This is a genomic window from Amycolatopsis sp. WQ 127309 (assembly GCF_023023025.1).
Taxonomy (GTDB): domain Bacteria; phylum Actinomycetota; class Actinomycetes; order Mycobacteriales; family Pseudonocardiaceae; genus Amycolatopsis.
Window position 1 is genome coordinate 4,274,895 of the sequence record NZ_CP095481.1, and the last position, 23,015, is coordinate 4,297,909.

Annotated in this window: 16 protein-coding genes; 10 read left to right on the forward strand and 6 right to left on the reverse strand. The window is 72.0% G+C overall.

All coding sequences use genetic code 11. The annotated features are described in order from the left end of the window. The first annotated feature begins 329 nt into the window (after positions 1-329). From MUY22_RS20165 to MUY22_RS20175, 3 genes are all read left to right on the forward strand, one after another. Complete coding sequence (locus MUY22_RS20165) at positions 330-1,094, forward strand: DUF4239 domain-containing protein (RefSeq protein ID WP_247061622.1); 765 nt, start codon at positions 330-332, stop codon at positions 1,092-1,094. Continuing rightward, the gene (locus MUY22_RS20170; RefSeq protein WP_247061623.1) at positions 1,091-2,455 is read left to right on the forward strand and encodes a hypothetical protein; all 1,365 of its coding nucleotides are present in this window, start codon (positions 1,091-1,093) and stop codon (positions 2,453-2,455) included. The genes MUY22_RS20165 and MUY22_RS20170 overlap by 4 nt, the downstream gene beginning before the upstream one ends. A gap of 90 nt (positions 2,456-2,545) precedes the next feature. Next, positions 2,546-4,114, forward strand: coding sequence for an esterase-like activity of phytase family protein (locus tag MUY22_RS20175; RefSeq protein ID WP_247061624.1), 1,569 nt, complete (start codon positions 2,546-2,548; stop codon positions 4,112-4,114). A gap of 3 nt (positions 4,115-4,117) precedes the next feature. Here MUY22_RS20175 and MUY22_RS20180 read toward each other — a convergent pair whose 3' ends face one another. Continuing rightward, positions 4,118-5,134 carry an autoinducer 2 ABC transporter substrate-binding protein gene (locus MUY22_RS20180; protein WP_247061625.1) on the reverse strand — a complete coding sequence of 339 codons (1,017 nt, stop codon included), beginning with the start codon at positions 5,132-5,134 and terminating at the stop codon, positions 4,118-4,120. A 294-nt stretch (positions 5,135-5,428) separates the two neighbouring features. Between MUY22_RS20180 and MUY22_RS20185 the strand changes: the two genes are divergently transcribed. Beyond that, complete coding sequence (locus MUY22_RS20185) at positions 5,429-5,884, forward strand: DUF4396 domain-containing protein (RefSeq protein WP_247061626.1); 456 nt, start codon at positions 5,429-5,431, stop codon at positions 5,882-5,884. A gap of 37 nt (positions 5,885-5,921) precedes the next feature. Here MUY22_RS20185 and MUY22_RS20190 read toward each other — a convergent pair whose 3' ends face one another. The 3 genes from MUY22_RS20190 to MUY22_RS20200 all read right to left on the reverse strand — a co-directional run bounded on the left by MUY22_RS20190 (position 5,922) and on the right by MUY22_RS20200 (position 11,688). Continuing rightward, the gene (locus MUY22_RS20190) at positions 5,922-7,157 is read right to left on the reverse strand and encodes a glycoside hydrolase family 88 protein (protein WP_247061628.1); all 1,236 of its coding nucleotides are present in this window, start codon (positions 7,155-7,157) and stop codon (positions 5,922-5,924) included. A 241-nt stretch (positions 7,158-7,398) separates the two neighbouring features. Further along, a complete protein-coding gene (locus MUY22_RS20195) occupies positions 7,399-8,619 on the reverse strand; it encodes a hypothetical protein (RefSeq protein WP_247061630.1) in 1,221 nt (406 codons plus the stop codon). Positions 8,620-8,754: 135 nt separating this feature from the next. Then, positions 8,755-11,688, reverse strand: coding sequence for a BTAD domain-containing putative transcriptional regulator (locus tag MUY22_RS20200; RefSeq protein ID WP_247061632.1), 2,934 nt, complete (start codon positions 11,686-11,688; stop codon positions 8,755-8,757). A gap of 164 nt (positions 11,689-11,852) precedes the next feature. Here MUY22_RS20200 and MUY22_RS20205 point away from each other — a divergent pair, with 164 nt between their 5' ends. Genes MUY22_RS20205 through MUY22_RS20215 form a run of 3 tightly spaced genes read left to right on the forward strand, consistent with a single transcriptional unit; the run spans position 11,853 to position 14,713 of the window. Continuing rightward, a complete protein-coding gene (locus MUY22_RS20205) occupies positions 11,853-12,455 on the forward strand; it encodes a hypothetical protein (protein WP_247061633.1) in 603 nt (200 codons plus the stop codon). Between the two features lie 35 nt (positions 12,456-12,490). Continuing rightward, the gene (locus MUY22_RS20210; RefSeq protein ID WP_247061634.1) at positions 12,491-14,062 is read left to right on the forward strand and encodes an alkaline phosphatase; all 1,572 of its coding nucleotides are present in this window, start codon (positions 12,491-12,493) and stop codon (positions 14,060-14,062) included. A 24-nt stretch (positions 14,063-14,086) separates the two neighbouring features. Then, positions 14,087-14,713: a TetR family transcriptional regulator gene (locus tag MUY22_RS20215; RefSeq protein WP_247061635.1), complete on the forward strand. Its 627-nt coding sequence runs from the start codon at positions 14,087-14,089 to the stop codon at positions 14,711-14,713. A gap of 331 nt (positions 14,714-15,044) precedes the next feature. On the opposite strand, the gene MUY22_RS20220 is transcribed toward MUY22_RS20215, so the two are convergent. Beyond that, positions 15,045-16,316 carry a trehalase family glycosidase gene (locus MUY22_RS20220; RefSeq protein WP_247061636.1) on the reverse strand — a complete coding sequence of 424 codons (1,272 nt, stop codon included), beginning with the start codon at positions 16,314-16,316 and terminating at the stop codon, positions 15,045-15,047. Positions 16,317-16,401: 85 nt separating this feature from the next. Here MUY22_RS20220 and MUY22_RS20225 point away from each other — a divergent pair, with 85 nt between their 5' ends. Continuing rightward, positions 16,402-17,550 carry an ROK family transcriptional regulator gene (locus MUY22_RS20225; RefSeq protein ID WP_247061637.1) on the forward strand — a complete coding sequence of 383 codons (1,149 nt, stop codon included), beginning with the start codon at positions 16,402-16,404 and terminating at the stop codon, positions 17,548-17,550. A 348-nt stretch (positions 17,551-17,898) separates the two neighbouring features. Continuing rightward, the gene (locus MUY22_RS20230) at positions 17,899-19,863 is read left to right on the forward strand and encodes a protease pro-enzyme activation domain-containing protein (protein ID WP_247061638.1); all 1,965 of its coding nucleotides are present in this window, start codon (positions 17,899-17,901) and stop codon (positions 19,861-19,863) included. Between the two features lie 69 nt (positions 19,864-19,932). On the opposite strand, the gene MUY22_RS20235 is transcribed toward MUY22_RS20230, so the two are convergent. Continuing rightward, the gene (locus tag MUY22_RS20235; RefSeq protein WP_247064015.1) at positions 19,933-21,465 is read right to left on the reverse strand and encodes a sensor histidine kinase; all 1,533 of its coding nucleotides are present in this window, start codon (positions 21,463-21,465) and stop codon (positions 19,933-19,935) included. Positions 21,466-21,627: 162 nt separating this feature from the next. Between MUY22_RS20235 and MUY22_RS20240 the strand changes: the two genes are divergently transcribed. Then, the gene (locus MUY22_RS20240) at positions 21,628-23,001 is read left to right on the forward strand and encodes a cytosine permease (RefSeq protein ID WP_247061639.1); all 1,374 of its coding nucleotides are present in this window, start codon (positions 21,628-21,630) and stop codon (positions 22,999-23,001) included. Positions 23,002-23,015: the final 14 nt, after the last annotated feature.

Genomic DNA, 23,015 nt, shown 5'->3' on the forward strand with positions numbered 1-23,015 from the left:
GATATTCGCCGGGCCGTGTTCCGGCCATTCCGGACACTCGTCGGCGGGTGCCGGGCACAGCTGGTGACGGCGGGTGCCCGCGCATCACTCGGTCGGGAAAGTTCCCTGCTCGTAAGGGGAATTCGGAGTAGCGCCACGCGGTGGCGGAATGGACCCCGGTGCCGGTCGGCTGGGCCGAACCGGCGATAATCGGACCGCGGGTGCGGCCACTCGGATGATTCCCACAATGTCACGTTGTCCGCCCGGAAATGGATGACTAACTTGAGCGGGTCCCGGTTGCGGAATTCACCGGGCGGCGCGTCCCGCGTTCGGCGGGTGAAAGGACTCGGATGAACATCTTCCTGGCCGGCAGTCTGTGGGTGGTCGGCGCGGCGCTCGTCGGCGCCGTGATCGGGTACCTGGTCCGGCGGTTCGGCTGGGACGAGGGGCGGGCCGACAACAACGACGCGGCCGGCCAGGTGTTCACCATCGTCGGCGGGCTGCACGCGGTGCTGATGGCGTTCGTGCTCATCTCGCTCTACGACTCGGTGGGCAGCGCGACCCAGGACGCGCAGACCGAGGCCGACAGCCTCGTGGCGGCCACCTGGGCCGCCGACGCGCTCCCGCCCGACACCGCGGACCGCGTGCGCCAGCTCGCCACCGCCTACTCGCAGACGGTCGAGCAGCAGGAGTGGCCGCGCCTGGCCGACGGCGGCGCGATCCCGGCCACCGGCTGGACGCAGCTGGACCAGATGCGCCAGGCCGTCGCGGCCGCGAACGTCGACGGCGACTGGCAGATCGACCGCAAGACCGAGGCCAGCAACCAGCTCTGGTCGGTGTACCAGTCCCGCACCCAGCGGCTGAACAACGCCGGCGGTGGTGGGGTCGGCGCGGTCGTCTGGTTCGCGCTCGTCCTCGGCAGCATCATCACGGCGATCCTGCTGCCCAACCTCTTCGGCGGCACCCGGCTCGCCGCGCACATCATCATCGTCTCCACGCTGGCCGGCACGATCACGTTGCTGTTGTTCGCGATCTACCAGCTGCAGAACCCGTTCAGCGGCGGCGCGAGCATCCCGCCGGACGCGTTCAAGTCGGCGCTGGAAAGGCTGGCTTGACCGGCGGGAGGGCCCGCTGGGCGGCGATGCTCGGCGTCGCCGCGGTGGTTTCGGCACTGCTCGCGGCGACGGGGTGGCTCGCTCCTTCGTCGCCGAAGCGCCCGGCAGCCCCGGCCCCGAACGGCTGCACGATCCTGCAGGCCGAGAACGAACGCAGCGGCGCGCCGACGACGTTGCGGCTGTTGTCGCTGCCCGACGGCCTCACGAAACGCCTGACCGAGGTCGGGTACTGGATCAACGCGATGGGCTACGCGCCCGCGCAGGACGTGGTGTACGGCGTCGCCGACGGCACCCGCGCCGGCCGCTACCACGACGGCGCGCACGCCGTGCGCATCAGCCGGACCGGCGCGGTCACCGACCTCGGCGTGGTCGGCAAGGCGGGCACGCCGCACCCGGTGTGGAGCCAGGTCACCGGCGCCACCGCCGGGGTCGTGGCCGGGAACCGCTGGTACGTCCGGCAGAACAGCGATCTGTACACAGTGGACGTCGACCCGGCGAGCGCCGACTACGTGCGCGTCGTGCGCCGGACGTCGCTGCGGCCGGTGTCGCTGGCGAACGGCGTCGACGACTTCGCCTACGACCCGGCGGACGGGCTGCTGTACGGCGTCTCGACGTCGTCGCGCGGCGACAGTTCGGTGGTGACGGTCGACCCGTCGTCCGGCAAGGTCGCGGTGCTGCCGGGCCTGCGGCTGCCCAGCGGCGGCGCGTACGGCTCGGTCGTCCTCGGCCCGGGCGCGATCTACGCGACGGCCAACCACGAGGGCCGCCGGAGCGTGACGTACCGCCTGCCCCGCGACGGCTCGGGCCCGGCGGTCGAGATCTCGACCGGCCCGGTGCTGGCCAGCGGCGACGCGGCCGGCTGCTACGCCGAGGCGGCGGTGCCCCCGCCGCCGCCGACCGAGCCGCCGCCGAACACGCCGCCGCCCACCGAGCCGCCGCCCAACACCCCGCCCCCGAACACGCCCCCGCCGAACTCGCCGCCGCCCAACAGCCCACCGCCCAACTCGCCGCCGCCGAACCCGCCGCCGAACCCGCCGCCGAACCCGCCGCCGCCGACCCCCGCACCGAAACCGAAGCCGAAGCCCCCGCCGGAGCAGCCTCCGCCGTCGCAGCCGCCACCGGTGGAGGAACCGGTCGCGCCGCCACCGCCACCGGCCGCGTCACCGCGGGAAGAGCCCACGACGGCGCCGCCGACCCCGGCACCGCCGACGAAGAAACCGCACGCCGTCCCGACGAAGAAGGCCGAACCCGTGGCGCAGGACACCGCTGTGCGGACGAAGGAGAAGCGCCGCTGGGGCCTCACGACGCTGATCCTGGTCCTGGGCGCCGGAGCGGTCGCCGCGGCCCGCCGGCACCGTTAACGCCACGGCCTCCTCGAAGACGGGCGTTGTCCACTTCGGCCACTCAGACTCCTCCTCCGGCGCAGTCACGCGCCGGAGGAGGAGAAACCGATGAAGCGGGTACGAATCGCCCTGGTGGCCACGGTTCTGGCGCTGCCGCTGGCCGCCGCGGGGCCGGCCTCGGCGCACGAGCACGGGCCGCGGGCGAAGGACGACCACTACCGCGTCCGCGCGGGGCAGGCCCTGCACGACGACGTGCTCGGCAACGACCGCGGCGCCACCGCCGTCGTCCGGCACACCGCGGCCGCGCACGGCAGCGTCACGATCGGCGCCGACGGCGCGTTCCACTACACCCCGGCGCCCGGCTTCCACGGCCGTGATTCCTTCACCTACACCGTTTCCGACGCGGTGAAGCTCTACCCGACCGCGGTGAAGCCGCTCGCCACGATCGGCGGCGTCCAGCTCAAGGGCGGTGCGTACGGCTCCGCGCTGACCCCCGTCCCGGGGGAGCGCGACGAGTTCTACGGCCTCACCGACCGCGGCCCGAACGTCGACGCGCCCGACAGCGGCAAGATCGAGCCGCTGCCCGCGTTCACCCCGGCCATCGGGAAGTTCCGGCTCCGCGACGGGAAAGCCGTGCTGGAGAAGACGATCCCGCTGCGCGCCGCGAACGGCACACCGTACAACGGCCAGGTCAGTCCCCAGGCCGACACCGGCGAGAAGATCGTCGACCTGAACGGGAACGTCCTGCCGAAGTCGGCGAACGGCTACGACTCCGAAGGCCTCGTCGCGCAGAAGGACGGCACGTTCTGGGTGTCCGACGAGTACGGCCCGTTCATCACGCACTTCGGCCGCGACGGCCGGGCGCTCGAGCGGCTCTCGCCGTTCGACGGCTCGCTGCCGGCCGAGCTGAAGTACCGGGTGCCGAACAAGGGCATGGAAGGCCTCGCGCTGACCCCCGACGGCCGGACGCTCGTCGGCGTCATGCAGTCCGCGCTGCAGCAGCCGGACCTGACGAAGAAGCCGGGCAACGTCACCACGCTGCGGATCGTCACCGTCGACCTGCGCACCCGCGCCACGCACGAGTACCTCTACCTGCTCGACGACCCGGACACGACGGGCACCGCGGTCAGCGAGATCACGGCGTTGTCGGCGACCCGCTTCCTGGTGGACGAACGGGACGGCAAGCTCGAACCGGGCGCGTACAAGAAGCTCTTCGAGATCGACCTCACCGGCGCCACCGACGTCGGACCGCGGGCGGCGGGCTACGACGCCGTCAAGGGTGGCGTGCTGGTCGGCGGCAAGAGCATCGACGCCTACGTCGGCAAGGACACCACCGCCGACGCGATCAGGGACCTCGCCGCGGCCGGGATCACGCCGGTGAGCAAGAAGCTCTCGCTGGACCTCGGCGCGCTGGTGACCGGCCTCGACCCGGCCGGCGGCTTCTTCGGGCACGACAAGGTCGAGGGCGTCGCCACCACCGACGGCGGCCGGACGCTGGTCATCGGCAACGACAACGACTTCGGCATCGACGGCGTGACGAACGCGGCGCCGCCGTACGCGCTGCACGCGAAGACGCTGCCGGACGGCCGTCAGGACGACGGCGAGTACCTCGCGGTCGACACGACCCGGCTCCCGGCGGTCACCAGCACGGCGACGGTCACCATCGACGTCCGGTAGAGATCAGTACTTGAACTGGTCGACGTTGTCGGCGGTGATGAGCAGCGGATCGCCCAGCAGAACGGTCTTCGACGGGGCGTCGTACTTCACCGCCGGCAACTCCAGGCTCACCTTGTTGACCGGGCTCAGCGGCTTGCCGTCGGCGACCTGCTTCGCCGTCCACGCGGTCAGCCAGCCCAGCGACTCGACGTTCCACAGCACCGACTGCGAGCACGAGCCGTCGAGCAGGTACGGCTTGATCGACTGTGGCGTGCCGACGCCGACGGTGAACACCTGGCCGATCTTCTGCTGTTCCTTCACGGCTTTCGCGACGCCCGGCGCGGACGTAGTGCACTCGCCGACCAGGCCGGTCAGGTCGGGGTAGCGGGTCATCAGCTGCTTGGCCAGCGCCGTCGCGGCGTCCTCGTCCTCCCCGGCGTAGACGGTCTCGACGATCTGGGCCTTGGGGTAGTGCGCGGCCGTGTACTCCTTCTGGACCGAGATCCAGCTGTTGAGGTTCGCCGCGGCCGGGCCGCACGAGACGATCGCGTACTTGCCGGCGCCGCCGGTCTTCGCCATCAGCGCGTCGGTGACCGCCATGCCGATGCCCTCGGCGCTGGACTGGTTGACGAACACCTCGCGCTGCGTGCCCGGCGCGTCGGTGTCCGAGGTGAGCACGTGGATGCCCTTCGCCCGGGCTTCGGCGATCACCGGCGCGAGCGCGGCGGGGTCGTTCGGCGCGACGACGATGACGTCGACCTTCCGCGCGATCAGCGTGCGCAGGATCGTCACCTGCGCGGCCGGGTCGACCGACGCCGGGGCGGTCATCGTCCACTCGGCACCCAGCTGCTTCGCGGCCTCCACGCCGCCGCTGTTCATCGCCTCGAAGTACGGGATCTTGGCGATCTTGGGCACGAACACGATCCGCGTCGGTGCCGGTGGCGGCGTGCTGCCGAGCTGTTCCGAGCAGCCGCCGAGCGCGAACGCCACGCTCAACAGCAGCGTCGCGATCAGCCGGGACGTCCTCGTCGGCCCTCGCATCCCCACCCATTCCTCACTGCTCACGGACGGTCTGCGCGCGGTGGAGACCCACGGCGAACGTAGGGCCCCGGGTAACTGTGGTCAACGGGATGTGCGCAAAGGGTTACGAAAGTGAGTTCTACCTGGCGGCTTTCCGGCGGGAGAACGCCTGGTCGGCGGTGTTCGCTACGGTGAGCGACACTGGATGGCACTCTGGGTAGCAGGGTGGCGAGCCGGACGTCGCTGTGCGTGCTCGCCATCGGTGTGGCCGGCGAGACAAGCACGTCGATACCCCGTGGGGGTATAGTCGCGGGCATGAGCGAACAGCACGGGGCTTCGTGGGCGACGGCGGTTCAGGCGACTCTGCACTGCCTGACCGGCTGCGCCATCGGTGAGGTGCTCGGCATGGTGCTGGGCACGGCGTTCGGCCTGCACAACGCGGCGACGGTGGTCCTGTCGATCGTGCTGGCCTTCGTCTTCGGCTACGGCCTGACGATGCGCGGCGTGCTCAAGTCGGGCCTGGACCTGGCGGCGGCGTTCAAGGTCGCGCTGGCCGCGGACACGGTGTCGATCGCGGTCATGGAGGTCATCGACAACACGGTGGTCGTGGCGATCCCGGGAGCGATGGACGCGGGCCTGGCCAGTTGGCTGTTCTGGCTGTCGCTGGTGCTCTCGCTGGCGATCGCTTTCGTGGTGACGGTGCCGGTGAACAAGTGGATGATCGGCCGCGGGCTCGGGCACGCGAAGGTGCACGCCCACCACCAGCACTGACGGCCTCGGGGAGGTGGCGGCCTCCCCGGTCGGGGTCCTACAGGCTCGACAGGTCGACGGCGCGGTCCACCTCGGCGCGGTCGAGCACCCGCAGGATGCCTTCGAGCAGGTAGTAGTCGGCGTACGGCAGCGAGATCTCGATGCCGTCCTCGGCCGGGCGGTTGCGGGTGCAGCGCGCGACCGTCGCCTCGGCCCGCGTCGACTTCGTCGTCAGGCACGTCTTCGACGTCGCGTCGAGGATCCGCAGCGCGCTGTCCCGGTACTGCGGGCGGTGCGTCTGCTCGGCCAGGTCGAGCAGCCCGCACGCCATGACCACGCCGGCGGAGGCGTCCTTGATGTCGTTCGGCGCCTGCGGGGCGAGGTAGTCCCACACCGGCACGTTGTCGGGCGTGAGCCGCGACAGCGCGTAGTCCGCCAGGCGCCGGGCCGTCGTCAGGAACTCCTTGTCGCCGGTGCGCCGGTAGATCGTGGTGAACCCGTAGATCCCCCACGCCTGCCCGCGTGACCAGCACGACGTCGGGCTGTAGCCCTGCACGGTGTTCTGCCCGATCGGCGCCCCGGTGACGGGGTCGAAGTCGAACACGTGCGGCGTCGAGCCGTCCGGGCGGACGAAGTTGCGCTGCGCGGTCTTCGCGTGCGCGATCGCGACGTCGAGGTACTGCGGATCCCCGGTCTGCTTGCTCGCGAAAGCCAGCAGGTCGAGGTTCATCATCGTGTCCATGATGACGCGGCCCGCGTCCTTCGGGTCGGTCAGCGCGCCCCAGGCGCGGATGAACTTCCCGGCCGGGTTGAAGCGCTTGATCAGCGACGCCGCGGCCTGCACCGCGCCGGCCCGCCACTTCTCGTCGCCGGTGAGCCGCCACGCGGTGACCCAGGACGGGTAGAAGAGGAAGCCGAGATCGTGCGTTCCGGTGTCGAACTGCCGCGGCGCGAGTTTGTCCGCGGACGCCAGCGCGAGCGTCTTGAATTGTTCGTCGCCGCTGTGCAGGTACGCCAGCCACAACTGACCGGGCCAGAATCCGCCGACCCAGTCGCCATTTTGCGAATAAGCCCATTTCTCGAACTTCGTGCCGGTCGGAAACGCGGTGACCCCGGGGGCCACGGCGCGGAGCTTGGCCACCGCGTAGTCGGCCGCTTGGCGGAGCGTCCGGGTGACGGTTGCCTGGTCGACGGCGGCAGGGGGACTCGCCGACGCGGTGGTGGAGGTGCTGGCGCTCACCGCCACCGCGGCACCGGCCGCGGTGGTCAGCAGGGTTCTCCGGGTAACGCTCACAAGGTGCCCGCCATTCCGTGTGGGGAAATGCTCCAGGTGCCGGAAGTTTTACACAACGGACATGTGCTTGTACACCCGGCGGATAGTCGTTCACGGTTGTGAATTGATGTCCCGGAGAGCGGAATACGCACTGCGCGAAATGGGCGAAGGCCCGGCGGGGGATGCCGGGCCTTCGCTGTTGTCGCGGGGGTGAGGGCAGTCAACCACGCGACGATCGAGGCTCACTCGAGCCGCGGGCCGCTCAGCAGTGCGGGGCGACCGGGCTGTCGGAGCCGGTCTGCAGGTACGTGTCCGACACGTAGTGGCCGGCGCCGATGCGGTCCCAGATGTTGCTCGTGCCGAACTTGCCGGTGACCGTGTCGCCCGTGGTGTAGCACTCGATCGTCACCTTGGCGTAGTTCGCCGCGAGGCCCTTGACCGCCGCCGACGTGCTGGCGCTCGCCCGGACGTTCAGCGGGTCGCCCGCGGTGCCGACCACACCCGTCGGGCCGGAGCCGGTCCACAGGTACGTCACGTTCACGTAGCCGTTGTCGGACATGCCGAGGCCGTCCCAGAACACGCCGTCGGCGAGGTCGATGCCCGCCGGGTTCAGGACCGTGCGGCCCGAGTCGTCCTTCTTGCCGTTGTAGCCGTCGAGGTAGGCGGCCTGCGCTTCGGGCTTGCCCTGCGGCAGGTCCTTGAACTCCGCGCGGACCGACGCCGGGTTCCAGTAGTCGTCGTGGATGTTCCACGGGCCGACCTCCCACACCGGCGCGTACTCGCACTTGCTGCCGTCGGTGCGGCAGACGCGCGCGGTGTAGTTGCCGGTTCCCTTGGGAGAAACGGACTTTGTCGACGGGAACGAGACGAAGTGGTCGTGGCTGACGATCTTGTGCCCGTTGGCCGTGGTGCCGCCGACGAGACCCTCGCGGGTGCCGTAGACCCTGTAGGTCAACGGCGTCGTCGCGGCCAGCGCGTCGACCCGCGGGACGGAGTCCGCGCTGAGCGCGACGCTCCGGACGGCCGGGCGGACGCCGTCGGTGGTGCTGTGCAGGCTGATCCGCACCTGCACGGAACCGACGCTCGCCCCCAGCGCCGCGCCCGCGGGCGTCCACTCCGTCCAGTCGTTCACGCCGGTGCGGCCGCGGACGTCGACCTCGACGCTCGTGCCGGCCGGGACGTCGGCGCCGACCGCCGCGCTGACGCGGTCGGCCGGGCCGCTCAGCGCGTGCTCCGGCAGGAGCAGGCTGCCTTCGCTGCCCGCGAAGACGCGCGCGGTTCTGTGCCAGGCCGGGTCGGCCAGCGTGAGCGTTCCGCCCGCGCCGGTGACGTTGACGTCGTCGCCGTCCACAGTGGACAGATCGGCGGTCCAGCCGTTCGCCGCCGCGGTCGCCGCCTGGGCGGGGGCTCCGGCCAGCGCCGTCACCGCTCCCGCGGCCAGTACCGCCGCGGTCACGCGGCCGGTCTTCCTGATCCGGATCATCCCCGGTCTCCCTTCGCCCTCGTTCACTCGAACGTGGCAAAGCCTGGCGGGGGCCCATACATGATCCGTACAAAGTCACTCGCAGGCGAATCGGCCGGCGCGGAAAGCCCTGAAGGTGCCCCTCACGGCGAGCGGTCAGGCGGAGACGGTGTGCGGGGGTTCGGCGGGCGGCGCCGGGTCCTGCGGCCGCGTCGACAGCTCGTGCCACAGCGCCAGCGCGCGCTCCGAGTACTCCCGGGACCGGTCCGGCTGCGCCAGGGCCTGGTGCAGCTCGCCGAGCAGCTGCGACACCTCCGCCTCCGAGCGCCGGTCGCCGTTGCGGCGGTGCACCGACAGCGAGTTCACCAGCAGCAGCTGGGCGTGCGCGAAATCGCCGCTGTGCAGGCACAGCTCGCCGAGGTTCTGGTTCGCGTAGCCGACGCAGTGGTCGTCGCCGAGGTCGGTGAAGATCGCGATCGCCCGGTCGACGTGCTCGCGGGCCGCGGCCAGGTTGCCCTGGTGCTGGTGGAGCAGGCCGAGCCGCTTGAACGCGTGGGCCTCGCGGTGCCGGTCGCCGATCGCGGCCGACAGCTCCAGCGCGTCGGTGAACCAGCGCTTCGCCGCCGCGTAGCAGCCGCGTGCCATCCAGACCGCGCCCGCGCTGATCCGGGCGACGGCCTCGCCGTGCCGGTCGTCCGCCTCGGCGAACACCTTCAGGGCCTCGTGACAGTGGTCGAGCGCGCGGTCGCCTTCGCCCTCGATGCGCAGGATGGTGGCCAGCCCGGTCAGCGCGATGCCGACGCCCTGGGCATCGCCGACCCGCTCGAACAGCGCCTTCGACTCCTCGAACGCCACCCGCGACCGGGCGTATTCGTCCTGGTAGAGCAGGTACTGACCGACGTTGCGCTGCACGATCGCCTCGGCGCGCAGCGAGCCGGTGCGCCGGGCCGAGGCGAGCGCGATGGTGTGCGTGCTGTGCCAGTCGTCCTGGTGGCCGCGCAGGTCGAAGTACGGCGTCAACGCGGACGCGAGCTGCCAGGCCAGGTCGTCGAACCCGTGTCCGGCGGCCAGCGAGACCGCCGCGACGCTGGTGGGCCGCTCGGCCGCGAACCACGCCGCGGTCTCGGGCGGCAGCACGTCGGCGGGCAGCTGCGGCCGGGGCAGCTCGTCGTCGCGGTACCGGCCGAAGAAGTGGATCGGCATGAGCCGCGCGGCTTCGAGCGCGAGCGCGAGGTAGCCCTCCAGCACCCGCCGCAGCCCCGCTCGCGTCTTCGCGGGATCACTCTGCTCCGCCAGCTCCACGGCGTACACGCGCAGCAGGTCGTGCAGCCGGTAACGCGGCTGCCCGGCGGTGTCGGAGCCGACCAGCTCGACGAGGTGGCCGTCGACGAGCACGTCGAGCACGTCGTCGGCCTCGCGGCGGCCCAGTACCGCGGCGACCGCCCACGCCGGGAACTGCACCGGCCCGAGCAGCCCGAGCCCGCGGAACGCCGTCGCCGCCGACAGCGGCAGCAGGTCGTAGGAGAGCGTCACGCTCGCGCGGACGGCGAGGTCGCCGACGCGCAGCTCGTCGAGGCGCCGGTGCTCGTCGCGCAGCCGGTCGGCCAGCAGCCGCAGCGTCCAGCCGGGCCGATGGGTGAGCTTCGCGCCGGCCACCCGGATCGCCAGCGGCAGGTGCCCGCACTGGCGCAGGATCGCCGCGGCGCTCTCCGGCTCCGCGGCCACGCGCTCGGCGCCGACGATGCCCTCCAGCAGCCGCGCGCCGTCGGCCTCGGGCAGCAGGTCGACGTCCACCGGCTTCGCCCCGGCGAGCCCGGGCAGCCGCAGCCGGCTGGTCACCAGCACCGCGCACGCGCCGGCGCCGGGCAGCAGCGGCCGCACCTGCGCGGCGCTGCCGGCGTCGTCGAGCACGACGCACATCCGCCGTCCGGCCAGCCGCGACCGCAGCAATGCGGCCCGTTCGGCCGGCTCGCGCGGCAGGCCGGCGTCCGGGATGCCCAGCGCGTGCAGCAGTTCCGCGAGCACCCCCATCGGCGCGCGCGGCGACGACGACGTGCCGGCCAGGTCGACGTGCAGCTGCCCGTCGGGGAAGTCGTCGCGGACGGCGTGCGCGACGCGGACGGCGACCGCGGACTTCCCGACGCCGGGCGCGCCCGACAGCACGATCACCGCGGGTGCGTTGCGCTCGGCCCGCTCCTTCATCAGCGCGACGACTTCGCGGATGACGTCGTCGCGGCCGGTGAAGTCCGGCAGGTCGAGCGGCAGCTGGCAGATCGGGGCGAGGTCGGCGGGGCGCGTGGCAGGCACGCTTTCGGACACCACCAGCGTCGCGCGCAGCTCCCGCAGCCGGGCGCCCGGTTCGGCACCGAGCTCCTCGCGCAGCACCCGCCGGGCCGCGTCGAACGCGTCGATCGCGTCGGTGGTCCGGCCCGCGGCGCGCAACGCGACGATCAGCTGCGCCCAGAGTTCTTCCCGCAGCGGGTGTTCGGTGACCAGGCCGCGCAGCTCGGCGACGGCCTCGCCGCCGCGGCCCAGGTCGATCCGCGCGCGCAGCCGCTGTTCCTGCACCGAAAGCCGCAGCTCGGCGAGCCGGGCGACGGTCGCGCCCCAGCTGTGGTCGTGGGGGAGCCCTTCGAGGACTTCGCCGCGCCACAGGCCTTCGGCGCGGTCGAGCACCGTGAGAGCGCTTTCGGCGTCACCGCGGTCGAGCGCTTCCCGCGCGTCGCCCGCCGCCGCGGTGAACGCGAGGTGGTCCAGTTCGCCGGGCGACGTCGTCAGCAGGTAGCCGGAGGCCCGGCTGCTGATCCGCTCGCCGAGGCCGGGGTCGATCTCGGCGAACCGCCTTCGCAGCGAATGGACGTAGGTCCGGATGTTCGCCGCGGCCGAGCGCGGGGCCGAATCCGGCCACAGCACCTCCACCAGCACCTCGGTGGACACGACGACGTTCGGCTGCAGCGCCAGGGCGGCCAGCAGCAGCCGGGGCTTCGGGCCGCCGAGGGCGATCACCCGCCCGGCGGCGGTGACCTCCAGCGGCCCGAGGACGCGGATGGTCAGCGAGGTGGCCTCAACCTGCCCGATGAGTTCCCCCATGCCCGGATGCTATTTCCCGGCCACCGGGCCCGATAGATCCATTCGGAGTGTCTGCGCGCAGGTCCGGCGCTTTGTATGGGACGTGTACCGGAGTGCGTCACGCTCCCGCCATGAAGCGTTCGAACCTCCGGCGTATCGCCGGCTTAGGGATCATTCTCACGGCGGTGGGCACGCTCTCGGTGGGCGGCGCGCTCGAGGCGTCCGCCGCGGCGACCGGCACCATCAAGACCGCGGGCGACCCGCTGAACGTCCGCCGGGCGCCCACCACGAGCGCCACGGCCGTCAAGACCGTCGCGAACGGCGCGTCGGTGAGCATCGACTGCCAGACCACCGGCACGTCCGTGACCGGCACCTTCGGCACGAGCACGTTGTGGGACTACGTGCCCGCGCTCGGCGGCTACGTCTCGGACACCTACGTCAACACGGGCTCCGACACGCGGGTCGCGCCCGACTGCGGTGTCGGCACGGGCAGCGGCCAGTGCGCCGACGCCTGCGTCGGCGAGGGCCAGTACCGCTCGTCCGACTCGCACTTCCTGGTCTACGACACCGATGCCGACGGTTACTCCGCCGTCGTCACCTACTGGCTCAAGGGCGGCGCCGGCCCGTTCTACGTCTGGAACTCCGGCGGCGAGGGCACGAAGGTCGACAAGGCCGTCACCGTCGCGAAGGGCGGCTGGGTCTTCTACAAGGTCTGCGTCGCCAACTACACCACCGGCAAGCCGGACCTGAAGTCCTGCAGCGACGGCATCACCGACTTCGCCGCCTGACCGCGTCCTCCCCCTCCCCGAAAGGACTTCCCGACATGAGTCAGGTCAACCGGCGCAAGGTGCTGCTCGGTGGCCTCGCCGCGGTCACCGCCACGGCGGCTTCGGCGGCCCTGCCGTCCTGGGCGAACGCCCGCACCACGGCGGCCGCCCCTGCCATCCACGATCCGTTCCAGCTCGGTGTCGCCTCCGGCGATCCGCTTCCCGACAGCGTGGTGCTGTGGACGAGACTCGCGCCCGCGCCGCTGAACGCGGACGGCTTCGGCGGCATGCCCGACGCGACGTACGCGGTCGACTGGGAGATCGCGAACGACGCGGCGTTCAGCTCGATCGTGCAGAGCGGCTCGGCGAGCGCGGTCCGCGCGTCCGCCCACAGTGTCCACATCGAACCCGTCGGGCTGCAGCCCGCGCGTGAATACTTCTACCGCTTCAAGACTTCCGGCTACATCTCACCGGTCGGCCGCACGCGCACCGCGCCCGCCGCGGGCGCCGCCGTCAACCAGCTCAAGTACTGCTTCACCTCCTGCCAGCACTGGGAGGAGGGCTACTACCACGCGTACAAGGGCGTCGTGGCCGACGACCCGGACCTGGTGCTGTTCCTCGGCGACTACATCTACGAGAAGAAGTCGGGCCGCGCCGCGGCGGAACGCAACCCGCGCAGCCTCGCCGTCGCCGACGACGCGACCACGCTCGCGATCTACCGCGCCCGCCACGGGCAGCACAAGACCGACGCCGACCTGCAGGCCGCGCACGCCACCGCGCCGTGGATCGTCGTCTTCGACGACCACGAGGTGATGAACAACTGGAACGGCACCACCTCACCCGCGCCCGCCGCCCGCAAGGCCGCCGGGTTCCAGGCGTTCTACGAGCACACCCCGATCCGCTCGACCGCGAAGCCGAACGGCTCGTCGATCCAGCTGTACCGCCAGCTGCTCTGGGGCAACCTCGCCCGGTTCCACATGCTCGACACCCGCCAGTTCCGCAACGCCCAGGTCGCCGACCCGTCCGGCTCGGCGGGCCCGGCCTGCGCCGACATGCGCAGCACCTCGCGCAGCATCCTGGGGGCCACGGAGGAGGCGTGGCTGCTCAAGCAGTTCGAGTCGCACCCGGCGACGTGGGACTTCCTCGGCCAGCAGGTCTTCTTCGCCACGCGGGACGGCGACGGCAACAAGGCCACCTGCGAGAGCCCCGACTCGTGGCAGGGCTACGAGGCCTCACGCGACCGGATCGCGAAGGGCTGGGTCGACCGGAAGGTGGCCAACCCGATCGTGCTGACCGGCGACGTCCACCGGCACTGGGCCGCCGACCTGCGCCTGGACTACTTCGACCACAGCGACCCGCTCATCGGCTCGGAGCTCGTCACGACGTCGGTGACGAGCAACAGCGACACCGCGACCCCGCCGAGCGCGGCCTGGCTGGCGAACAACCCGCACGTCAAGTACTGCAAGGGCGAGCGCGGCTACGTCCGCGTCACGGCCACGCCGTCGCAGACGCGGGCGGACTTCATGACGACGTCCGACACCAGCGTCTACGACCCGGCGAAGGTGGTCATCAAGAACGACGCCAGCTACGTAGTGCAAGCAGGGACGCCTGGCCTGCAGAAGGTCTGACACCCGGGCGCTACGCTGAGTGACGTGACCGATGAACTGGGCCTGCGGGAGCGCAAGAAGCTCCGCACGCGGGCGGCGATCTCGACGGCGGCGATCACGCTCTTCCTGGAGCGCGGGTTCGACGCCGTCGGGGTCGCCGAGGTGGCGCGGGTGGCCGAGGTGTCCAAACGGACCCTCTTCGCCTACTTCCCGAGCAAGGAGGACCTGGTGCTGCACCGGTTCGCCGACCACGAGACGGACGCGGCGGACGTCGTCCGCGCCCGCCGCCCGGGCCAGGGGCCGCTGGCGGCGCTGCGGGAGGCGTTCCTGCGCGGCCTCGCCGAGCGCGAGCCGGTGACCGGCCTGTGCGACGCCCCCGAGGTCGTCGCGGTGTTCCGGCTGGTCACCGGCACCCCGGCGCTGGTGGCGCGGCTGGCGGAGTTCGTCTCCGCGGGGGAGGCGGCACTGACGGCCGCGTTGACCGAGGCAGGCGTGCCCGCACTGGACGCCGAACTGGCCGCGGCCCAGATCGCGGCGGTCCGCCGGCTGCTGTCGACGGCGAACATGGACGCCGTCGCGGCGGGAATTCCGGCGGAGCAGCGCCATCCGGACGCGGTCGCCGCCGCCGATCGGGCGTTCGGCCTGCTGTCGTCCGGCGTAGGTTTCGGCTGATGCGGGATTCACGGTGTGGACCATGAAAAATGCACGTTCGCCGCGGGCTCCGCGAAGGTAGACTGCGAAAATCCTGATAGGACACCGAAGCCGGCAGAGGTCTTCGGTGCCAGGACCGGTTCGCCGCCACGAAAACCGGAGCACCGCACCATCGCACAACGGGGGACCCGCACCCGGCTGGGGGTGGTGCGGGTCCCCCGGTCAGCCGTGGGAAAACGCTTTCCGGCCCTCACCGCAGCACGTCGGCCTGGGTGATGGCGTCGTCGGCCCGGCACACCGCAACCCGAAGCGGCGGCCGGCCCACCCGCCCCCGACGCGGCTGGGCCGGCCGTCAGCCGGTGGTGGACACCAGGTCCACGGTGAGCGCCGCGGTCCAGCCGAACGAGCGGGTGCCGTGGCCCGCGCCGGTGAACGGGTCCGCGTACTCCGCGAAACCCGTGCGCGTGGCCGTTTCGACGAGGTCGTCGCGCAGCCACGAGGCCAGCGCGTGCTCGCCGTGGTGCAGCAACCCCTGGCGGACCAGCCAGCCGACGTTGAACCACGACGGGCCGCGCCAGTAACGACCCGGGTCGAAATCGTCGGCGGTCAGGTCGTAGCTCGGGACGCCGTGCACCTGGCCGAGCCGGAAGCGCGGGCCGGTGGCGGTGGCCAGCAGGGCGGGCGCGACGGCGAGGTCCGGCAGCACGAGCGGCAGCAGCCCGGCGCAGGTGTACTCGCGGGTGCGCTCGCCGGTGCGGACGTCGCGGGCGAAGAAGAAGCCGGACGCGCTGTCCCACAACGTTTCCTGCAGCGCCTTGGCGACGCGGGTCGCGCTGTCGCGGTGCGTGGCGGCGGCCGCGGGCAGGCCGAGCACCTCGGCGATCTCGGCCAGCGCGAGTTCCGCGTCGGCCAGCAGCGCGTTGAGGCCCGGGTCCTCGACGGTGAAGCCGCCGTCGACGTCGGCCCAGCGCGCGTCGAGGTAGCCGCTGTCGCGGTAGGCCGAGGCGAGCCGGACGTAGCGGCCGTAGTCCTCGTCGCTCGGGCGGTCGGCGGCGTGGCCGTGCTCCAGGTCGCGGCGGACGAACCCGGCCGGGTCGGCGGGTGTCACGCGGGAGAGCGGGCCGTCCCACGCCGGGCTGTTGTCCATCCCCGATTCCCACGGGTGCACGATCGAGGCGAGCCCGCGCCCGCCCGCGTCGCGGTAGGTCCGCAGGTAACCGTGCCAGGCCTTGAGCTTCGGGTAGAGCGTGGCGAGGAACGTCTCGGCGCCGGAGCCCGCCGGGTCGGCGCGGTGCACGGCCAGCACGGCGCGCGCGTGCACCGGCGGCTGGATCAGCCCGGACGTCCGCCCGGCGCGCCAGAAAGCGGGCCCGGGGAAGTACGCCTCGGGCGGGGTGTCCGGGTTGAAGAGGATGTGCGGGACGCGGCCGTCGCGCCACTGCGCGGAGAACAGCGTCACCAGCTCGCGCCGGGCGCGCTCCGGGGCCAGGTGGCGCAGGCCGAAGGCGATGAAGGCGGAGTCCCAGCTCCACTGGTGCGGGTAGAGCCCGCGCGAGGGCACGGTGGACGCGCCGATCCAGTTCTCGGCCAGCACGGCCTCAGCGGACCCCCATGTTACGTCCATGTGTCCAATCTATCTCCTACTTATGTCTTGTCAATGGACAAAAGTAGGCCCTGGGATGATGTGACCCACAGCGAAGGGGGCCCGGATGACCACGCCGACCAGCGCCGGTGAGCTGCTGAGACTGGTCCGGACCGGTCAGGCGACCACGCGCAAGGCCCTGCTCACGCGCAGCGGGCTGTCCCGCTCGACGCTCACCGCGCGGCTCGACCTGCTCCAGTCGGCGGGCCTGCTGGCCGAGGGCGGCCAGGAAGACTCCACCGGCGGCCGCCCCGCGCGGCAGCTGCGGTTCGACGACCGGCACGCCGTCGTCCTCGCCGCGAGCGTCGACACGATGCACGCCGAAGTCGCGCTGACCGACCTGTCCGGACGCCGGCTGGGCGGCCGCGAGGGCCCGGTGCGCGTCGCCGACGGCCCGGAACCCGTGCTCGGCCGGATCGCGGAGTGGTTCGAGGAGCTGCTCGCCGACGTCGACCTGGCGGTCTGCGGCGTGGGGATCTCCGTGCCGGGGCCGGTCGAGCCGGGGCAGGCACGGGTCACGCAGCCGCCGATCATGCCGGGCTGGGACCGCTACCCGATCGACGAGTACCTGGGGGAGCGGTTCCGCGCTCCGGTGCTGGTCGACAACGACGCGAACCTGATGGCCCTCGGTGAGCACCGCGCGCGTCATCCGGAGTCGCCCGCGCTGGTGGTCGTCAAGGTGTCCACCGGCATCGGTGCCGGCCTGGTCATCGGCGGCGACGTCTACCGCGGGGTCGACGGCGGCGCCGGCGACATCGGGCACATCCGGCTGCCGGCGTTCTCCGACGCCCGCTGCATGTGCGGCTCCCAGGGCTGCCTCGCGGCGGTCGCCAGCGGCGGCGCGCTGGCCGCGCGCCTGACCGAGCAGGGCCTGCCGACGACGTCGGGCTCGGGCGTGCGCGACCGCATCCTGGCCGGCGAACCGGCGGCGGTCCGGCTGGCCGGGTTCGCGGGCCGCCAGGTGGGCGAGGTGCTCGCGACGCTGGTGTCGGTGGTCAACCCGGGCGTCCTGGTGATCGCGGGCGACCTGGCCGAGCCGCATTTCGTGGCCGGCGTCCGCGAGGTGCTGTACCGGCGCGCGCTGCCGCGGGCGACGCAGAGCCTGCGGGTGGAGATCGGCGGCACCGGGCTCGCGGTGGACGGCGCGGTGGCGATGGTGGTGGAGTCGGTCTTTTCCCCGGTGGAAGTGGACCGCCGGCTGGCGGCGCCGGCCTGACGCCGGGCCGCGGCCGGACCCGGATCCCCGGCCGAGCCGGTGGCTGACGGCTTAAGTGCCGTCATCGCGGGACTGTCCGGAGTGGACGGAGCAACCGACTTTCGTAGGTGGCGGGTACTCCGATCGCGTGGTCCGTAATACGGCCACGAATCGGACTTACCGCGCATCGCGGAGCAATCCTCGCGTATTTCGGACGACAAATCGGATTTCCGTCCCGCGCTCCGGATCCGGTGAATTCGCGACCAGATAACGGTTCCGCAAGTACTTCCCCGCGGCCGGAACCCCGATCTAGTCTCGTCCGGTGTTCTAGGTCCGTTACCCGGGCCGATTCAGAAGAGGGAGATTTCTGTGCGAAGAAGCTCCACCCTGCTCCTTTCGCTCGCGGTGGTGGGTGGTCTCACCGCGGCCATGCCGGCAGCGGCGTCGGCACAGGGGCGTCAGGACATTCCGCAGTCGCACCCGTTGTGGGCGAACGCGCAGGCGAAGGTCGCCGACACGGCGCCCGCGGCGAAGCTGAGCTTCCGCGTCTACCTGAACCAGCGCGACAACGCCGGAGCCGAGGCGCTGGCCCAGGCCGTGTCCGACCCGGACAGCAAGACCTACCGCCAGTTCCTGAGCACCGACCAGGTGCGGGACCGCTTCGCCGCCAGCGACGCGACGGTCAACGCCGTCAAGGCGTGGCTGACCGGCAGCGGCTTCAGCATCGGTGACATCCCGTCGAACCGCGCCTACGTCGAGGCCACCGGCACCGCCGGCCAGACGCAGAACGCGTTCGGCGTCAAGCTGGGCAAGTACAGCGTCAAGGGCCAGACCCTCCGCGCCGCCGACAAGAACCTTTCGGTGCCCGCGAACCTGGCGAGCGACGTGCTCGGCGTCGTCGGTGTGGACCAGGCGACCAACCTGTTCAAGCCGGACCACACGGACGGCATCGACTCCGGCAAGGCGACCAAGTCGGTCCAGCCGTCGGACGTCGCGCCCGGCCCCGGCTTCCGCAACGCGCCGCCGTGCAGCTCCTACTACGGCGAGAAGGTCGACACCACCGACCCCGCCTACAACGGCAAGCAGCTGACCTACGCGCCCTGCGGTTACACCCCGGCCCAGCTCCGCTCGGCCTACGGTGTCGACCAGGCCGCGAAGTTCGGCGCGGACGGCCACGGCACCACGATCGCCATCGTGGACGCCTTCGCTTCGCCGACGATCTACGCCGACGCGAGCACGTACGCGAAGAAGAACGACCCGCAGCACCCGCTGAAGCAGAGCCAGTTCTCGCAGCACGTCTTCCCGGCGAACCCGGTTCTCGAGCCGCCGGACCAGTGTGACGCGGCGGGCTGGTACGGCGAGGAGACCCTCGACGTCGAGGCCGCCCACGGGCTCGCCCCGGGCGCGAACATCCTCTACGTCGGCGGCGAGTCCTGCGAGGACAACGCGCTCGACGAGGCGCTGAACTACGTGATCGCCGGCCACAAGGCCGACATCGTGTCGAACTCCTACGGCGACACCGGCGAGGACATCCCGGCCGACGAGGTCAAGGTCTTCAACCAGATCTCGCTGCAGGCGGTCCTCGAGGGCATCGGCGTCTACTTCTCCTCGGGCGACAACGGTGACGAGGTGGCGCGCCTCGGCACGCCGTCGCCGGACTTCTCCGCCTCCGCGCCGTGGATCACCGCGGTCGGCGGCACGTCGCTGGCGGTCGGCAAGAACGGCCAGCGGCTGTTCGAGACCGGCTGGGAGACCAGCAAGTCCACGATCACCAACGGCACCTTCGGGCCGTTCGCCTACACCTCCGGTTCCGGTGGTGGCACGAGCCGCCTGTTCCCGCAGCCCTTCTACCAGAAGGGTGTCGTGCCGGACTCGCTGTCCACGAAGAACCAGACGGCCGGCAACAAGGGCCGCGTGGTTCCGGACATCTCCGCGATCGGTGACCCGAACACCGGCTTCCTGGTCGGCCAGACGCAGACCTTCCCGGAGGGTGCGCACTACGACCAGTACCGGATCGGCGGCACGAGCCTCGCGTCGCCGGTGTTCGCCGGCATCATGGCGGTGGCCGACAGCTTCGACCACTTCCACCACGGTTTCATCAACCCCGTGATCTACAAGCTGACCTCCCGCACCAAGGCGATCAGCGACGTGCAGCACGTGGACGCCGCGGTGGCCCGGGTCGACTACGCGAACTCGGTCGACGCGTCGGACGGTCTGCTCCGCTCGGTGCGGACGTTCGACTACCAGGGTCTGACGATCCACACCACCAAGGGCTACGACGACGTGACCGGCCTCGGCTCGCCCAGCGGGCTGCTGTTCCTGCTCCTCGTCTAGTCGCTCCATCGAGGTCCGTGAAGGCCTCCTTACCGGCTCTTGTGGCCGGTAAGGAGGCCTTCACGGCTTTCAGGCCAGGGGGATGACCGCGCGGATCGTCGTGCCCGCCTCGGAAGTCTCCACGCACAGCTCGCCACCCAGGGCCTGGACGCGGTCGCTCAGCCCGGCCAGTCCCGAGCCGCCGGCGGGGTCCGCGCCGCCCACGCCCCGGTCCGTCACCTCGACCCGCAGCTGCGCGCCGGTCACCGCGATGCGGACGTCCGCGTGGCCGGTGTGCGCGTGCTTCAACGTGTTCGTCAGCGCTTCCGACGTGACGTAGTAGGCCGTCGCCTCCACCGCGGCGTCGAGGCGGTGAACCGTGCCCACCGAGAGCGCCACCTCCATCGGGACGCGGTCCGCCAGCGACCGCACCGCCGCGACCAGGCCCGCCTCGGTGAGGATCGCCGGGCGGATGCCGCGGGCCAGCTCGCGCAGCTCGGTGATCGCCGTCTGCAGCTCGTCGACCGTGCTCGTCAGCAGCTCGCCGACCGCCGGCGGCAGCTCCGCGCGGCGGTTGGCCATCCGCAGCAGCAGGACGACGCTGACCAGCCGCTGCTGCGCGCCGTCGTGGAGGTCGCGTTCCAGCCGGCGGCGCTCCTCGTCGCCGGCCGCGACGAGCCGGGCCCGCGACGCGCGCACCTCGGCCAGCCGCTGTTCGAGCTCGGCGGTGAGCCGCTGGTTGTCCAGCACCAGCCCGGCCGCCGCGTTGAGCGCGTCGATCGAGCGGCTGTCCTTCCACACCTCGTCGTCCTGCACCAGCGCCGCCAGCCCGGTGCCGTCGCGCTCCAGCAGCAGCCGGATCATCTCGGCGTTGCCGACGCGGGCGCGCAGCACGCCGGCCAGGAACGCCAGCGGCCACAGGCAGAACGCGATCCGGTAGATCCCGAGCAGCGGCTCCGACAGCGGGCTGGCGTCACCCAGCGCGGTGCCCGCCGCCGACGTCGCGGCGCCGGCGAGGGCGATCGCGATCACCGGCGACAGCAGCCGCCGCTGGGGCAGCCGGCCGGTCAGCCACCGGTACAGCAGCACCACGAGGACACCGGCGCTGATCACCGCGGCCGCGAGGCCCAGGACGCGGTCGGCGAGGCCGTGCCCGTCGTGGTCGGCGGAGATCGCCAGCAGGTCGCGCGGGTCGTCGCTGAACAGCAGCCCGAGCGCGCCCAGACCGAGCACGACCAGGTAGGACGCGGCCACGAGCAGCCGTTCCCACCGCGACCGGAGCCCGCCGTGCGGGAAGGCGAGCACCAGGTGCGCGATCACCGGGCTGGACGCGGCCCGCAGCGGCACGGCGAGCGTGTACAGCACCGGGTTCGCGGTGAACTGCAGGTCTTCGAGGAACAACGCGACGCCGACGAGCGCGATGAGCACGCCGATCGCGTTGGCCGGCCGCCGCACGTGTGCGACCGCGCCGGCGAGCAGGAACAGGAAGCCGGTGGTGGTGCTGAGCGCGGTGTCGAGCGCGGAGTGGCTGCCGTCGGCGACCTTGAGCGTCAGCGCGGTGACGCCGAGGCCGAAGCCGGCGGCGAGCAGCCCGGTCAGCACGACGGTCCGGGGGTGCTGCACCACGCGAACCCCTCCCCGGACGGCTAACCGCTGATTCGCCCGTTCGGCCCGCCGCGTTACACCACGCGGCCGTCCGGGCGCGGTGTGGCGGCGCGCACTCGCGGCCGTCACCCGGGCACCCGCGCCCTAGGGTTGCCTCGATCACCCGAGTGGAGGCAGGACATGAGCGGACGCGGTCTCGACGCCGAGGTCTTCGGCGGGCGGATGCCCGCCGGGGGCTCGGACCTGGCGATCGAAACCCACGGCATCACGCCGGTGCCGGAGAGCAACCGGTTCGGGCGGCCGTGGCGGTTGTTCAGCGTGTGGTTCGCGCCGAACCTGACCATGACGGCGGTCTTCACCGGCACCCTCGCCGCGTCGCTCGGCCTCGGCTTCTGGACGGGCCTGGTCGCGATGCTCGCCGGCACGGTCCTCGGGTCGCTGCCGGTGGCCTACCTGTCCACCTGGGGTCCGCGCACCGGCACCGGCCAGCTCCCGCTCGCGCGGCTGCCGTTCGGCGGCGGCGTCGTGCTGCCCGGCCTGGTGCAGTGGCTCGGTTCCATCGCCTGGGACGCGCTGGTCGGCCTGTTCGGCGGTGAGGCGCTGGCCGAGCTGACCGGGCTGCCGTTCTGGGCCGCGGTGCTGATCGTGCTGGTGCTGCAGTGCGCGCTCGGCGTCTTCGGCTACGCGCTGATCCACCGCGTGCAGGCCGTGATGAGCGTCCTGCTGGTGCTCGCGTTCGCCGCGCTCGCCGTGAAGGTCCTTTCCGGACACCCGATCGCGACGGCCGACACGGCCACCGGCGGCGACCACACCGGCGCCGTCGTGCTGTTCTCGACGATCGCGCTGTCGCTGGCGATCTCCTGGGCGCCGTACGCCTCGGACTTCAGCCGCTACCTGCCCGCGGACACGTCGTCGCGCGGCGTCTTCTGGTTCACGCTCCTCGGTCTGACGGCGTCGTACGCGATCGGCGAAGGCCTCGGGCTCGCGCTCGGTTCGTCGCTGGGCGACCAGACGGCGACCGGCGTCGCGACGTTGCTCGGCGGCGGTTTCCTCGGTTCGCTGGCCCTCGCGGTGATCGCGCTCGCGGCCGTGTCGTCCAACGCGATGAACGACTACAGCGGATCCCTGGCGCTGCAGACCGTCGGCGTCCGGCTGCGGCGCCCGGTGTCGGCGGTTCTCGTCACGGTGCTCGCGTTCGCGCTGATCCTCTGGATGCACAGCGGCGAGCTGGCGGCGAAGTTCCAGAACGTGCTGCTGTTCGTCAGCTACTGGATCCCGCCGTTCCTCGGCGTCGTGCTCCCGGACTGGCTGCGGCGCACCCGCGGCGGCCGATCCGTGGACGTCCGGGCGGCGACGACCACGCGTCCCTGGGCCGCCGTCGTGGCGTTCGTCGTGGGTTTCGGCGCGGCGGTGCCGTTCATGAACACGTCGCTCTACACCGGCCCGGTCGCCGCGGCCCTGCACGGCGCCGACCTCGCCTACTACGTCGGGCTCGTCGTTTCGCTGGCAGCGTATTTCCTGCTGCGCGGCCGCCGTCCGGTTGACCTCGACTAATGTAGAGGTTCAAC